Raw genomic sequence first — 14,086 nt, 5'->3', positions numbered from 1 at the left:
TCAGTTTCCTTGTGCGGCAGGGGCGGGCGCGGTGGCCCGGTCGAAAGGCTCCAGGGCGTGGCGCAGGCTGGCCTTGGACAGCTCGCCCAGATGGCTGCCGACCAGGCGCCCGTCGGCGTCGTAGAACAGGGTGGTAGGCAGTGCCATGGAGCCGACGCGCTGGGCCAGCAGGCCGGTGCCGTCGAACAGCACGTGGGTCAGGCTCAGGCCGGTGGTGGCGAGGAAGGTGCTGACGTTTTCCGGGGTCTCGCCCTGGTTGACGAACAGGAAGGTCACATGCGGGTAGGTGCTTTGCGCCTGTTGCAGCACCGGCATTTCGCGTCGGCAGGGTGGGCACCAGGTGGCCCAGATATTGATGACCAGCGGCTTGCCGCGGTAGCTGTGCAACGCTACGGATTGGCCGTTGGCCTTGCGCAGGCTCAAGTCGGGCAGTTCGGTGCCCTTGCTGTACAGGTGGCCGCCGAGGCTGGCCAGGCCCCAGAACAGCGCGCCGCTGAACAGCGCCCAGCCCAGCGGTCGGCGCAGACCCGGATGGCGCCAGCCCTGCCACAAGGCGCCGAGCACGATGCCGGCAATGCCCGACCAGAACAGGAAACCACCATCACGGATGTCGATGACCTGCAGCGGGTCGTCCTGGTACATCGGCCAATAGGCCAGCACGAAGCCGGCGCGTGCGCACAGCAGGCCGATCAGGAACAGGTTGAACAATGCCGATTCCGGGCTCTCGCCGCCACGCCGGGCGACCCACCAGCCGACCATGCTGGCGATCACCAGGGCGGTGAGCATCAGCAGGTGGTTCAGGGCCATGGTCAGCGGCCCGAGGGTTACGGTCAGCATCAGCCTTGGCTCCTGGTCTGGGTCCAGTGTTGCAGGAAGGCGGCTGAATCCACTTCACCGGTGATGCGCCGTGCGCGGCGTTCGTCGCCTTCCGGGCCGACCCAGATGATGCTGGGCGGGCCAGGTACCTGGTAGCGCTGCAGCAGGGCCTGGCTGGCCGGGGTGTCGGCGGTCACGTCCAGGCGCAGCAGGTGCACACCGGCCAGGCCGGCCTGCACGTCGCTGCGGGCGAACACCTGTTTTTCCATGACCTTGCACGACACGCACCAATCGGCATAGTAGTCGAGCATCACCCACTGGCCACGGGCCTTGGCCGCATCCAGTTCGCGTTGCAGGTCTTCCGGGCGGCTGACGGTGACAAAGGCGTCCTCGGCCTGCTGGCCGGTGGTTGGCGCAGTACCGCCAGCGGCGAATGGGCGCAGCGGCTGCCAGAGGTCGTCGCCACCGGCCGCTGCACCCACCAGCAGCAGGCCACCCCACAGGGCACCCAGCAGTGGCAAGGCGCGCAACGCCGGCAACCGCTGCAGGGCTGGCCAGGCAGCCCAGGCCAGGGCGATCAGCAAGGCACCGCTCATGGCCAGCAACAGTGCTGCAGGCAGCAGCCCGCGCAAGGTGTATAGCGCCATGCCCAGGAACACGAAGCCGAACACGCCCTTGACCCGGTTCATCCAGGCACCCGGGCGGGGCAGGTAGCGGTTGCCCAGGGTAACCAGCAACAGCAGCGGCACGCCCATGCCCAGGCCGAGGCTGAACAACACCAGCCCCCCCTGCAGCACGTCGCCGCTCTGGGCGATGTACAGCAGTGCGCCGGCCAACGGCGCGGTCATGCACGGCCCCATCAGCAGGCCGGACAGCGCGCCCAGCAGCGCGGCGCCATACAGGTTGCCGCCACGGGTGCCTTGCCCGGCACGGTCGAGGCGATCGCGCAAGGCGGCGGGCAATTGCAACTCGAAGGCACCGAACATCGGCAGGGCCAGCAACACGAACAGCCCCGCCAGGCTGGCCAGCAGCCAGGGTTGCTGCAGCCAGGCCTGCAGGCTGGCACCCAGCAGCGCGGCGACCACGCCCAGGGCGGCATATACCAGGGCCATGCTCAGTACATAGACCCCGGCCAGTATCCAGCCGCGCCGGGCACTGGCGCCATTGCCCAGTACCAGCCCGGCGAGGATCGGCAGCATCGGCAGCGAGCAGGGGGTAAAGGCCAGCAACAGGCCCAGGCCGAAGAACGCCAGCAGGCTCCAGGCCAGGTGGCCTTGTTGCAGGTCGCTGGCCAGTGCCTGATCACTGGCTTGTTCGGTCGCCGGCGCCACACTGCCACCCAGGTCGACCAACGTGGTTTGCGGCGGGTAGCACAGGCCGGCGTCGGCACAGCCTTGCCAGCCCAGGCGCAGCTGGCCCCGGGCATCGGCCGGTAGCAGCAGTTCGAGCTGGTCGCGGTACACCGCACTGTCGCCGAAGAACTCGTCGTGATGGTTGAGGGCGGCCGGCAGTTGCGGGTGTTGTTCGGCAGGCAGGCCGTCGAACTTCAGGCGCTTCTGATACAGGTAGTAGCCAGGCTGGATCTGGAAGAACAGGCGCATCTGGCCATCGGCCTGGCGGTCATGGGTAAGCACGAAGGCCTGGTTGACCGGCAGGAAGTCCGGTTTGACATCGAACGGGTTGGCCTGCAACGGGCCGGCCAGCAGCAGTGTCAGGAAGAGCAGGAGGACGCGCATGTCTTCGCCTTGGCAGTACGTTGAAGGGGGTCATGCTGGCTTGGGTCGATTAACCCAAGGTTAACTCTGGTTTTTGGTCAGGGGGGGCGCATCAGGGCTTGGAGGTGTATGCCGTGGAATTGTCTGCGCGTGGGAGAGCCCCCCGACGAACTCCTACCAGGCACAGCCAAATTCCCCCCACATCCCAGATATGTCGCGACATATTGTCTGCTTGACTTTGCCTGCGCCACTACAATTGCTGTAAAGTTGACGCACAGGTCAGCTTTTGCGAGCTAGTACCAGAATCAAAAAAAGGGCAGACCCCCTGCTGCCCAGAGGATCAAGCATGTCCAACCGTGATATTTCCCGGCGCGCCTTCCTGCAAGGCGGCCTGATAGCTGGTGTCGGCGTGACCATGGCGCCGCTCGGCAGCCAGGCGTTCGCCGCGCTGATGGAGGAACGCGTCACCACCTCGCCGCAGAAGTGGATGAACCATGACGGCAAGGCGCGTTTTCGTAACGATGCCTTGTCCAAGGTGTGCGGCGACAAGGTGTTCGCCCGCGACATCCGTGCCAAGGACATGCCCGGCTGGCCCGCGCAGCAGGGCCATGCGCTGCTGCTCAAGGCGACCAAGGCCGACCGTATCTATGCCGGCCATGACCTCAGCCTGCTTGGCACCGACCTGCAACCGGACCGCATCGTCACCGCTGCCGACCTGGAGCGGGACGGCATCGCCTGGCCCGAGGCCCACTCGCCCGACCCGCTGCTGCCGCCCGGCAAGGTGCCGATGTTCATCGGCCACCCGGTGGCAATCCTGATCTGGCACGACTTCGAGCGCTTCCGCCAGGCCAAGCGCAAGCTGCAGTTCAACGACCAGGCGATCCGCTATGGCGCCCAGGCGCCGCTGTACCAGCGCGACCCCTACGGCAGCTTCCGCTTCGTGCGCGTGGGCGGTGCCACGCCGTTCGACGATGATGAATTCTCCAGCCTGAAGAATTCCATGCTGTTCCCCACCATCCTCAACCGCAAGCCGGTGTGGTCGAAGCAGCCCAACCAGCATGGCGACCTGACCGAGCAGGGCCTGTTCTACGCCAAGCGCATGGCCGAGCAGCTGGACAACCCGCCCGAGGACTGGCTGGTGTTCGACGAGCGCTACAAGACGCCGTCCATCGAGCCGGCCGCACTGGAGCCGGACAACGGCAACGGTTGGTACGACCCGGCCAGCGGTACGCTGCATTTCGTGGTCGCGACCCAGTGCCCGTTCGAAGTGGCGCAGGAATGCGTGCACATGATCAAGCCGTCGCGCTTCGCCCTGAACACGCTGAACATGCACCCGGGCTATACCGTGGGCTACGGCTCGAAAGACAACAACATCTTCGTCTTTTACGCCGCCGTGGCCGCGTTGTATGGCGCCGGTGTACCGATCCGCCTGGCCAACGACCGCTACGAGCAGTTCCAGAGCGGCATCAAGCGCCATGCCTTCGATATCCGCTACCAGTTGGCGGTGGACAAGAAGGACAACAGCTTCAAGATCTTCCGCGCCGACATGAGCTGCGACGGCGGCGGGCGTATCAACTACAGCCCGTCGGTGGCAGCGGTGGGCGCCACGGCGGCCCAGTCGATCTACTACATGCCGCAGAACGACCTGTCGGTCACTGCCTATCATTCCCGGGGCGTCGAGGCCGGCTCCATGCGTGGCTACGGCACCCTGCAGACCATGGCCGCTACCGAAATGATGGTGGATGAGATCGCCGGGCGCCTGGGCGTCGATGCCATCGACCTGCGCCGCGCCAACGCGCTGAAGTCGGGCATGAAGAACACCCAGGGCGCGGTCCCGGCCGGCGCGCTGCGCCAGTACGAGATTCTCGACAAGGCCGCCGTGCACGACTGGTGGCGCAACCGCGACGCGCGCAAGCAGCAGATGGATGCCAAGGACCCGGACCACTGGTATGGCGTGGGCTTTGCCATCTGCCAGAAAGACTTCGGCACCGGCTCCGAAGCTCCGATGGCCAGCATCGAGTTCAGCCGCGACGGGCGCATCAGCCTGCGTCACATCGGCACCGAGCTGGGAACCGGCATGTCCACCTCCCAGGCCCTGGTGGTCAGCGATTTCCTCGGTCGCTCTGCCGACGAGGTGAAGACCGCGGTCACCGAATGGCCGGAGCTGCAGCTGACCACCAGCGGCAACCCGTACCTGATCAGCCAGCCCGAGCAGGATGCCGCGCTGCGCAACCCGCGTTGGGTCGGCAAGCTCGCTTCACCATCGTCGGCGACCAACTCGGCGTTCTACTTCAGCCATGCCACCCGCGAAGCGGCACGCGTGCTGTTCAACCACGGTCTGTGGCCGGCGGCCATGGCCATCTGGAGCCAAGGCCCTTACGGCGGCCAGGCCAACCCGCTGGTGGTGCGTCGCGAGAACGCGGTGTGGGTCAACGGCGAGCTGACCGGCAACGGCCTGTCACCGATCCCGTTTGCCCAGCTGGCCCAGAAGGCCCATGACATGGGCCTGGTCACCGGCGTCAGCGTGCACGGTTTCAACCGCTGGAGCTGGGCCGAGGCCGACTTCGTCATCGACGGCGTGCGCGAACGCTTCCCGCTCGACGCGGTGGCGGTGAAGTACGGCGATGGCGCGGTGAACGCCAAGAAGGCGCAGATGAGCAGCCACGGCTACCACCTGCTCGACCGGCAGAACGCCGCCTACCCCGACACCCAGCTGAACAACGCCATGGTCACCTACTACAGCCCGGTGGCGACCATTGTCGAAGTCAAGGTGAACAAGGGCACTCACGAAGTGCAGGTGCTCAACCATCACAGCTGGGTCGAGTGCGGTCGGGTGCTGGTGCCGGAGCTGGTCAAGGGCCAGCTCGAAGGCGGTATCGCCATGGGCATCGGCCATGCCTTGACCGAAGAAATGCCGTTGTACGAGGGCGGGCCCGGGGAGGGCGACTGGAACTTCAACCGCTACCGCCTGCCGCACGCGCGCGATGTGGCGGTGTGGCAACAGACCAGCGAAATCCTCCCGCCGCTGTCACCGACCGACCCGTCCAAGGGCATCGCCGAGGTGGTGATGATTCCGGTCGTCGGTGCCATCGGCAATGCCGTCGCGCATGCCATCGGCAAGCGCGTGCGCGATCTCCCCATCACCCCAGCCCGTATCAAGGAGGCCCTCAATGGCTAACCGCCCACTGCAACTGACCCTCAACGGTCAACCGGTCGGCCCGGTCGAGGTCCCTGATGACCTGGCGATGATCGACTACCTGCACGAACACCAGAACCTCACCGGCTCGCGCCTGGGCTGCGGCCAGGGCATCTGCCACGCCTGTGTGGTGATCGTCGACAACCCTGACGGCACCAGCGAGGAGGTGCGCACCTGCATTACCGGCGCGCATTACTTCGAGGGCAAGAAGGTCCGCACCATCGAGGGCCATGCCAGACAGGACGAGGCCGGCAACCTGACGCTGAACCCAATCCAGCAGAAGTTCGTCGACCTGTTCGCCTTCCAGTGCAGCTACTGCGCGCCGGGCTTCGTCAATGCCGCCACGGTGCTGGTGGAAACCGCCCAGCGCCAGCCGCTGAAGAAGAGCGAGGTGGAAGACCGCATCGAGGCGAGCCTGGGCCACCACATCTGCCGTTGCACTGGCTACGTGCGTTACTACGACGCTACTCGCACGGTGCTCAACGACCTCGGCCTGGTCAAGGAGGGTTGAGCATGGGTCTTGTTCGTAGCGCACTGGCGCTGGCTCTCGGCCTTGCCTTTACCTCGCTTGCCCAGGCAGCCGACCAGACGCAGGTCAAGCGCGGTGAATACCTGGCCCGTGCGGCCGACTGCATGGCCTGCCACACGGCCGAAGGCGGCGCGCCGTACGCCGGTGGCCTGCCGATTCATTCGCCGTTCGGCACCATTTATGGCAGCAATATCACCCCGGACAAGCAGTACGGCATCGGCAACTACAGCGCCGACGAATTCTTCGCCGCGGTAACCGAGGGCAAGCGCAAGGACGGCGCCAACCTCTACCCGGCGATGCCGTACACCTCGTACCACCTGATCAAGCGCGAAGATTCGGACGCGATCCTCGCCTACCTGATGACGGTGCCGCCAATCAACCGCCCGGCACCACAGACTGCGTTGCGCTTTCCGTTCAACGTGCGCCAGGGGCTTGGCGGCTGGAACATGCTCTACGGCAAGAGCGTGCAGTTGCAACCGACCGAGGGCAAAAGCCCGGCCTGGCAGCGTGGGCAGTACATGGTCGAAGTCATGGGCCATTGCGGCGAGTGCCATACCCCGCGCAACCCGATCGGTGCGTTGCAGCAGGACCAGCGCCTGAGCGGCGGCCTGCTGGGTGGTTACCTGGCGCCGAGCCTGCTGGCCCAGGACCTGGCCGAGCGCGGCTGGACCCAGCCGGACCTGACCACCTTCCTCAAGCACGGCATCAGCGCCCAGGGCAGCATGTTCAACGAAATGTTCCCGGTGGTGCACCACAGCACCCAGCACCTGGAGGATGCCGACCTGGCGGCCATGGCCACCTACCTGCTGGGTGACCAGCCACCGCCGGCCAAGGCCATCCAGGCGGTGGCACTGGAGCAGATGAGCGAAAGCGCAAGGCGCGGCCGCCAGCAGTACCTGAACGTCTGCGCCGGCTGCCATGGGGTGGACGGCGAGGGCAAGCCGCACATCGCCGTGGCCATGCGCGGCAACACCGTGCTGCGCCAGGCCGACTCGCGCAACCTGGTCAAGGTGATCCTCGACGGCATCCGTGAACAGCAGTTCACCGGCTTCGAGCGCATGCAGCCGATGCCGGGCTTTGCCGACAAGCTCGATGACCAGCAGGTAACGGATATGGTCAACTACCTGCGCCAGGCCTGGGGTGGATTGCCCGGTGACCTGAGCGTACAGCAGCTCGCCGAGCTGAAGGCGGAGTAAAGGGTGCAGCATCTCGATCTACAGGTGGTCCGCCAGGCGTTGCAGTGGTCGTGCGGCGGCCAGCGGGTGTGGTTGTGCACGGTGCTCGCCACCTATGGCTCGGCGCCCCGTGCGCCGGGCTCGCTGCTGGCGGTGAACGCCAGCGGGCAGTGGCTGGGTTCGCTGTCCGGAGGCTGCGTCGAAGACGACTTTCTCGAGCGCGTGGGCCGGGGGGAGTTTCCCGAGCCAGTGGCCATCGTGCGTTATGGCGATGGCAGCGACTCGCGTTCGAGCATCCGCCTGCCGTGTGGCGGCGTGCTGGAAGTGCTGGTGGAGAACCTGCCGGCCGAATGCGAGGTGCAGGCGCACCTGCGTGAGCTGGAAAGCGCATTGCAGGGCCAGCGCCGCGTGCTGCGTGAAGTGAGCCTGCCCGAGGGCAGGCGCCTGCTTGCCGATGACCACAGCCAGGGGCCGCGTGTGGAGCGTGAACGTGCCTGTGTACGTTTGCGTGTGGGGGCCGCCCAGCGTCTGCTGCTGGCCGGATACTCCAGCGTCGCGCATTTCTGTGCCGAGTTCGGCAAGGGCATGGGCTTCGAAGTCATCCTTTGCGAGCCCCGTGACGAAGTGCTCGACGGCGTACGGCTGGATGGCATCGAAGTGCGCCGCGAGCTGCCTTCGGAGTTCATCGTCCATGGCGGATGCCATGCCGACACCGCAGTGGTGGCGTTGACCCACGACCCGAAGATCGATGACCTGGCGATGCTCGAAGCGGTGCGCACCGAGGCGTTCTATATCGGTGTGATGGGTTCCCGGGCGACCTCCGACAAGCGCCGTGAACGCCTGCGGCGGATCGGTGGCCTGGGTGACGTCGAACTGGGCCGCATCCACGCCCCCATCGGCCTCAACCTGGGCAGCAAGACCCCGGCCGAGATCGCTTTGGCGGTGCTGGCCGATATTCTGCGGGTGCGCAATGGCATCGAGAGGGCGGCGCTGTGAGCGTGGTTGCGCTGGTGCTGGCGGCAGGGAGCGGCCGGCGTTTTGGTGCCGACAAGCGCCGGGCGACGTTGGCTGATGGTCGCAGCCTGCTGGCCCATAGCGTGGAGCGGGCTCGGGCGGTATTCGATGATGTGCGCGTGGTGTTGCGCGCGGGCGAGTGGGGCGAGGATTTTGCCTTGCCTGGCGATTGCCGGGTGGTCGTCAGCCCGGATGCGGCATCGGGAATGGGGCATAGCCTGGCTGCAGGCGCCAGATCGTTGGGTGACAGCCAGGCGCAGGCGGTGGCGATCTTGCTGGGTGATATGCCTTGGATCGAAGCGGCAACCTTGCGTCGGCTGGCCGAGGCGGCCACCGCCTCGACCATCGTGCTGCCGGGCCATGCGGGGAAGCAGGGGCATCCGGTGATTTTCGGGCGCGACTTCTGGCCGGCGCTGGGGCAGCTTGCCGGGGATGAAGGGGCGCGGGCGGTGGTGCGGGCGCAGCGGGATTGTTGTGTGGTGGTTGAGGTGGAGGATGCGGGGGTGCTGCTGGATGTAGATACGCCGCAGGCGTTGAAAGGGTCAAGGTGAACACCCCCACCCAACAAAAAGGTCCATAATCCCCCCTTAATCCGCCCAAGGTGCAATGCCAGCCACACCATTCCGGGAGCCCCGCCATGCACGTTCTGCTCTGTGAGGACGACGACCTGATCGCCGCCGGCATCTGCGCCGGCCTTACCGCCCAGGGCCTGACCGTGGACCGTGTGGGCAACGCCGCCGATGCACGGGCGATGCTGCAGGCGGCGCAGTTCGATGTGATGATCCTCGACCTTGGCCTGCCCGACGAAGACGGCCTGAAGCTGTTGCGCCGCCTGCGCGAGAAAGGCGAGACGCTGCCAGTGCTGGTGCTCACTGCCCGTGATGCGGTTACCGATCGGGTCGATGGCCTGCAGGCCGGCGCCGACGATTATTTGCTCAAGCCGTTTGACCTGCGCGAGCTGGCCGCACGCCTGCACACCCTGCTGCGGCGGGTGGCCGGGCGGGCGGTGAATGTGATCGAGCACGGCCCACTGCGCTATGACCCGAGTAGCTGCGAGGCAACCCTGGCCGGCCAGCCGGTCGACCTGTCCCGGCGTGAACAGGCATTGCTCCAGGCGCTGTTGCAGAACCCCGGGCGTGTACTGTCCAGCGAGCAGCTCAAGGATTGCGTGTACGGCTTCAGCGACGAAGTCGAGAGCAATGCGCTGAACGTGCATATCCACCATCTGCGGCGCAAGCTGGGCAACGGCATCGTCGAGACCGTGCGCGGCCTGGGTTACCGCCTTGGCCCGGCGCAGGCGCCGGAGCAGGCCGCATCATGAGCCTGCGGGTACGCCTGAGCCTGATCCTGGGCAGCGCCTTCGTGATCATCTGGGCGCTCGCCGCCGCGTGGATGCTGCGCGACCTGCGCCAGCAGATGATGTTCTCGCTCGACCAGCGCCTGGTGGCCTCGGCGCGCATGGTCGCCGGGTTGATCGACCAGTTGCCGCAGCCGCTGACTGCCAAGGGCGGCGAGGCGCACTTTTCCGCCGATCAGTTCAGCGTGCCGGACGGCATGGCCTGCCAGGTCAGCTCGCTGCGCGGCGAGATTCTCGCCAGCAACCACAAGCACGATGGCGTCATGGACGATGAACGCAGCGGTTTCCGCGACCAGACCATCGACGACGCGCTGTGGCGCACCTTCACCTACAACCATGGCGATGTTCGCATCACCACCGCCGACCGGCACATGGAGCGCGAGGCGCTGAACCAGTCGATCCTGCTGGCAGCCTCGGCGCCGGTGTTGATGGCCCTGCTTGGCAGCCTGGGGTTGTTGTGGATCGGCCTGGGCAAGGGCCTGGAGCCGCTCAACCGCATGCGCGATGCCCTGCGCCGCCGGCGCGCGGACAGCGTCGAGCCGCTGCAGGTAGCAGGCATGCCCAGCGAACTGCAACCGTTGCTGGAAACCCAGAACCAGCTGTTCCTGCGCATTGCCCAGACCATCGAGCGCGAGCGGCGCCTGACCGACGATGCCGCGCATGAACTGCGCAGCCCGCTGACGGCGATCAAGACCCACCTGCAGGTAGCGCGGATGACCGATGGCGCCGTACGCGAGCAGGCGCTGGAGCATGCCGAGCAGGGGGCCGACCGCATGCACCGCACGCTGGAGCAGTTGTTGATGCTGGCGCGGGTAGAGGGCAGCCTGTCGTTCGAGGATGGCGTGCAGTGCAGCGCCGAGCAGGTGGCCCGGCAGGCGGTGCAGGATGCCGGCGGTGGTGACAACCGGCGCATCGTGCTGCGCTTGCCTGAAGCCGCTACGCAGATCTACCTGGGCATGCCCGCCCCGCTGGCGGTGGCGGCGCTGCGCAACCTGCTGGACAACGCCTTGCGCCATGGCGGCGACGAGGCGGTGGAGCTTGAGGTGCAGATGGCTGACGGCCAGGTGGGCTTCATGGTGCGCGACCATGGGCCGGGGATTGCCGAGGCGGACCTGGAGCACCTGACCGAGCGCTTCTGGCGTAACGGGCAGAGTGGTGGATGCGGGCTGGGGCTGGCGATCGTGCAGGCGATCGTGCAGCGTTGTGCCGGTAGCCTGAAGTTCGACAGCCGCAGTGATGGGTTGCGGGTGTTGTTGCAAGTGCCGGCGCGCTCGGCGCATTGATGTTTATCGCCTGCGCCGGCCTCTTCGCGGGTAAACCCGCTCCCACAGGTACTGCATCATCCCTGAAATCTGTGGCAACCCTGTGGGAGCGGGTTTACCCGCGAAGAGGCCGGGCCTGTTTTCAAAAATCCCATGGCAACCGCTAAATCCTCCCCGCACTCAAGCGTTTCCCAAGCGACGAACACCCGCACTTTCGCTTGCTTGCGAGGATTCACCCATGCCCACCGCTTCCTGCCTTGCCCAGGTCCCGCCGGCCAGCGCGCCGCGTGCCTTGTACGAGTTCACCGATTCACCCTTGCTGCAACGCCAGCAACAACAGGAATCCAACGCCCGCAGCTACCCGCGCCGCATCCCGCTGGCGCTCAAGCGCGCCCGCGGCATCCATGTGGAAGATGTCGAAGGCCGCCAGTTCATCGACTGCCTGGCCGGCGCCGGCACCCTGGCGCTGGGCCACAACCACCCGGTGGTGGTCGAGGCGATCCAGCGGGTACTGGCCGATGAGCTGCCGCTGCACACCCTGGACCTGACCACGCCGGTCAAGGACCGCTTCGTCCAGGACTTGTTCGGTGTGCTGCCAGAGGCGTTGCGCCGTGAAGCCAAGGTCCAGTTCTGCGGCCCGACCGGTACCGATGCGGTGGAGGCAGCGCTGAAGCTGGTGCGCACTGCAACCGGCCGCAGCACCGTGCTGGCCTTCCATGGCGCCTACCACGGCATGAGCCAGGGGGCGCTGAGCCTTATGGGCAGCCATGGGCCGAAGCAACCGCTGGGGGCCTTGCTCGGCAATGGTGTGCAGTTCATGCCGTACCCCTACGACTATCGTTGCCCGTTCGGCTTGGGCGGCGAAGCCGGGGTCAGGACCAACCTGCATTACCTGGAAACCCTGCTGCTCGACCCGGAAAGCGGCGTGCCGCTGCCGGCGGCGGTGATCCTCGAGGTGGTGCAGGGTGAGGGCGGGGTCATCCCGGCCGATATCGAGTGGCTCAAGGGTGTACGCCGTATCACCGAGCAGGCCGGTGTGGCGTTGATCGTCGATGAGATCCAGAGCGGGTTTGCCCGCACCGGGCGCATGTTCGCTTTCGAGCATGCCGGCATCGTCCCGGACGTGGTCACCCTGTCCAAGGCCATTGGCGGCAGCCTGCCGCTTGCGGTGGTGGTGTACCGCGACTGGCTGGATACCTGGAAACCGGGCGCCCACGCCGGCACTTTCCGTGGCAACCAGATGGCCATGGCGGCGGGTTCGGCGGTGATCGATTACCTGGTCGAGCATCGCCTGGCCGAGCATGCCGAGGTCATGGGGCAGCGCCTGCGCCAGCATCTGCAGCAGTTGCAGCGGGAGTATCCGCAGTTGGGTGATGTTCGCGGGCGGGGGCTGATGCTCGGGGTAGAGCTGGTGGACCCGCAAGGGCAGCGGGATGCGCTTGGGCATCCGGCGGCCAACCGCGAGCTGGCGGCGAAGGTGCAGCGCGAGTGCCTCAAGCGCGGGCTGATCCTGGAGCTCGGTGGGCGGCATGGGGCGGTGGTGCGCTTCCTGCCGCCGTTGATCATCAGTGGCGAGCAGATCGATGAGGTCGCGCAGCGGTTTGCTGAGGCGTTGATCGCAGCGGTCTGATCGGTTGCCGGGGCCGCTGCGCGGCCCTATCGCCGGCAAGCCAGCTCCCACAGGGACCGCGCCGACCTGAAGGCTTGCGTTGTACCTGTGGGAGCTGGCTTGCCGGCGATAGGGGCGCGCAGCGCCCCCTGGCAATCCCGACTACCAGCCGCGCCCGGAATTCACCCAGAAGTTCACCGACAGCGAGGTGGTCACAGACTCCACCTGGTGAAACCACCCTTCGGGCAGGAACAGCAGGTCACCGGCCTGCAGCACCACGCGCAGGAAAAGCACTTCGCGCGCCGCCGGGAAACGCTGGTAGTCCGGGGCATCGGGGTTGAAGTCGCAGCCGTCCAGGCCGCCCTTCGGGCTGGTCGACCAGGTGCCCAGGGCTGGGCGATGGTGCGGTGCGGCGAGGATGAACGATTTCTGCCCCCATACCTGCGCGAACAGGTTGTCGGTGTCGTCGCGGTGCAGTGGCGTCAGGGTGCCCTTGGGGCCGATCCAGATGCGCGGCGCAATGAACTTCTCGCGGGCGAAGTACTGCGGGTAGCGAATCAGCGTCAGCAGCTTTTCCGGCACGATGTTGTTGCCCATGTAGGCCGGGGTTTCGCCGGGTTTGGCAGGGGTGTCGAGCGAGGCGATGAAGTCGGCCATGGAGGTGGAACGGAAGTCACGGTCGGTGGAGAAGGTCTTCTTCACGTAGTCGCCGTGGCGGGTGATGCCCTGCAGTTCGGCGAAATGTTCCAGCGAAGCTTCGCGGCCCATGGTGAACAGCGGCCAGTCCTGCAGGGCATCGCTGATGACCACCGGCGTCCCGTGCTTCAGATATTCGCTCTGGAAGCGCGCCAGCGACAGGTCGGTGCGGGCAATGCATGCCACCTCGCGCTGTGCCGGTTGCGCGGCCGACACCCGTTCGCTGAAGCGTGCCGGTGTCGGGTAACGTTGGTTCATCGATACCTTGGTCGCCGGCGCACCGCGGCGGGCGTTGCTGATGATCTGCGGCAGCAGGGTGGCCAGGCCCATGTTGCCGCTGATCTTCAGGCGGGCGCTGGCGAACAGTTCTTCGACGTTGGCGGTGCCGCCCATGATGCCGATGAAGTCACGCTCGGTCACCTCGATGGTCACGTCCGGGGCGCGGTGCCGGCCGGCACCGGTGCGGCTGCTGTCGCGCACCTCCGACCAGAAGGCCAGGTCCTGGCTGAAGACGAACTGGAAAACGCCTTCGATGCCGACGGCATGGGCGTTGGCGAACAGTTTGCTGAGGATGCTCTGAAGGTCCACGGTATGCCTCTGGCGGTCTTTCGTTGTGCAGGGATAACGAGTGCTCGCACCAACGATTTAGCCGTGTGGACGGGTAATTTTTCGGCATGCTGCTACGTCCCGTAGGGAGGCTCGAGTCACATTTCACCC

At 66.4% G+C, this 14,086-nt stretch carries 11 protein-coding genes; 8 read left to right on the top strand and 3 right to left on the bottom strand.

Annotation, left to right across the window (positions count from 1 at the left end):
• Together R9B85_RS04355 and dsbD are read right to left on the bottom strand one after the other, a co-directional pair.
• Nucleotides 1-837, bottom strand: a complete 837-nt coding sequence (locus tag R9B85_RS04355; protein ID WP_112253011.1) for a TlpA disulfide reductase family protein — start codon at nt 835-837, stop codon at nt 1-3.
• Nucleotides 837-2,552: a protein-disulfide reductase DsbD gene (dsbD, locus tag R9B85_RS04350; RefSeq protein WP_423770865.1), complete on the bottom strand. Its 1,716-nt coding sequence runs from the start codon at nt 2,550-2,552 to the stop codon at nt 837-839. The genes R9B85_RS04355 and dsbD overlap by 1 nt, the downstream gene beginning before the upstream one ends.
• A 325-nt stretch (nt 2,553-2,877) precedes the next feature.
• On the opposite strand from dsbD, the gene R9B85_RS04345 reads away from it, so the two are divergent.
• The 8 genes from R9B85_RS04345 to R9B85_RS04310 all read left to right on the top strand — a co-directional run bounded on the left by R9B85_RS04345 (nt 2,878) and on the right by R9B85_RS04310 (nt 12,694).
• Entirely contained in the window at nt 2,878-5,709 is a 2,832-nt protein-coding gene (locus tag R9B85_RS04345) for a xanthine dehydrogenase family protein molybdopterin-binding subunit (RefSeq protein ID WP_423770864.1), read from the top strand.
• The gene (locus R9B85_RS04340) at nt 5,702-6,238 is read left to right on the top strand and encodes a (2Fe-2S)-binding protein (RefSeq protein ID WP_025339998.1); all 537 of its coding nucleotides are present in this window, start codon (nt 5,702-5,704) and stop codon (nt 6,236-6,238) included. The genes R9B85_RS04345 and R9B85_RS04340 overlap by 8 nt, the downstream gene beginning before the upstream one ends.
• A gap of 2 nt (nt 6,239-6,240) precedes the next feature.
• Entirely contained in the window at nt 6,241-7,452 is a 1,212-nt protein-coding gene (locus R9B85_RS04335; protein WP_423770863.1) for a cytochrome c, read from the top strand.
• 3 nt (nt 7,453-7,455) lie between these two features.
• A complete protein-coding gene (locus tag R9B85_RS04330; RefSeq protein ID WP_423770862.1) occupies nt 7,456-8,427 on the top strand; it encodes an XdhC family protein in 972 nt (323 codons plus the stop codon).
• Nucleotides 8,424-8,996 (top strand): nucleotidyltransferase family protein, encoded by a 573-nt coding sequence (locus tag R9B85_RS04325; protein ID WP_112253007.1) that lies wholly within the window; start codon nt 8,424-8,426, stop codon nt 8,994-8,996. The genes R9B85_RS04330 and R9B85_RS04325 overlap by 4 nt, the downstream gene beginning before the upstream one ends.
• Nucleotides 8,997-9,082: 86 nt before the next feature.
• Nucleotides 9,083-9,766: a response regulator gene (locus R9B85_RS04320; RefSeq protein ID WP_015271116.1), complete on the top strand. Its 684-nt coding sequence runs from the start codon at nt 9,083-9,085 to the stop codon at nt 9,764-9,766.
• The gene (locus R9B85_RS04315) at nt 9,763-11,085 is read left to right on the top strand and encodes an ATP-binding protein (protein ID WP_112253006.1); all 1,323 of its coding nucleotides are present in this window, start codon (nt 9,763-9,765) and stop codon (nt 11,083-11,085) included. Before R9B85_RS04320 ends, R9B85_RS04315 begins: the two co-directional genes overlap by 4 nt.
• Nucleotides 11,086-11,302: 217 nt before the next feature.
• The gene (locus R9B85_RS04310) at nt 11,303-12,694 is read left to right on the top strand and encodes an aspartate aminotransferase family protein (protein WP_423770861.1); all 1,392 of its coding nucleotides are present in this window, start codon (nt 11,303-11,305) and stop codon (nt 12,692-12,694) included.
• A 141-nt stretch (nt 12,695-12,835) separates the two neighbouring features.
• Here R9B85_RS04310 and R9B85_RS04305 read toward each other — a convergent pair whose 3' ends face one another.
• Nucleotides 12,836-13,957, bottom strand: a complete 1,122-nt coding sequence (locus R9B85_RS04305; protein ID WP_423770860.1) for a cupin-like domain-containing protein — start codon at nt 13,955-13,957, stop codon at nt 12,836-12,838.
• Nucleotides 13,958-14,086: the final 129 nt, after the last annotated feature.

Origin of the sequence: Pseudomonas sp. NLJ1 (assembly GCF_049486705.1) — a bacterium.
In the GTDB taxonomy this organism is placed as follows: domain Bacteria; phylum Pseudomonadota; class Gammaproteobacteria; order Pseudomonadales; family Pseudomonadaceae; genus Aquipseudomonas; species Aquipseudomonas inefficax.
Note: the sequence above shows the minus strand (reverse complement) of the source record. Positions and strands in the feature narration are given on the sequence as shown.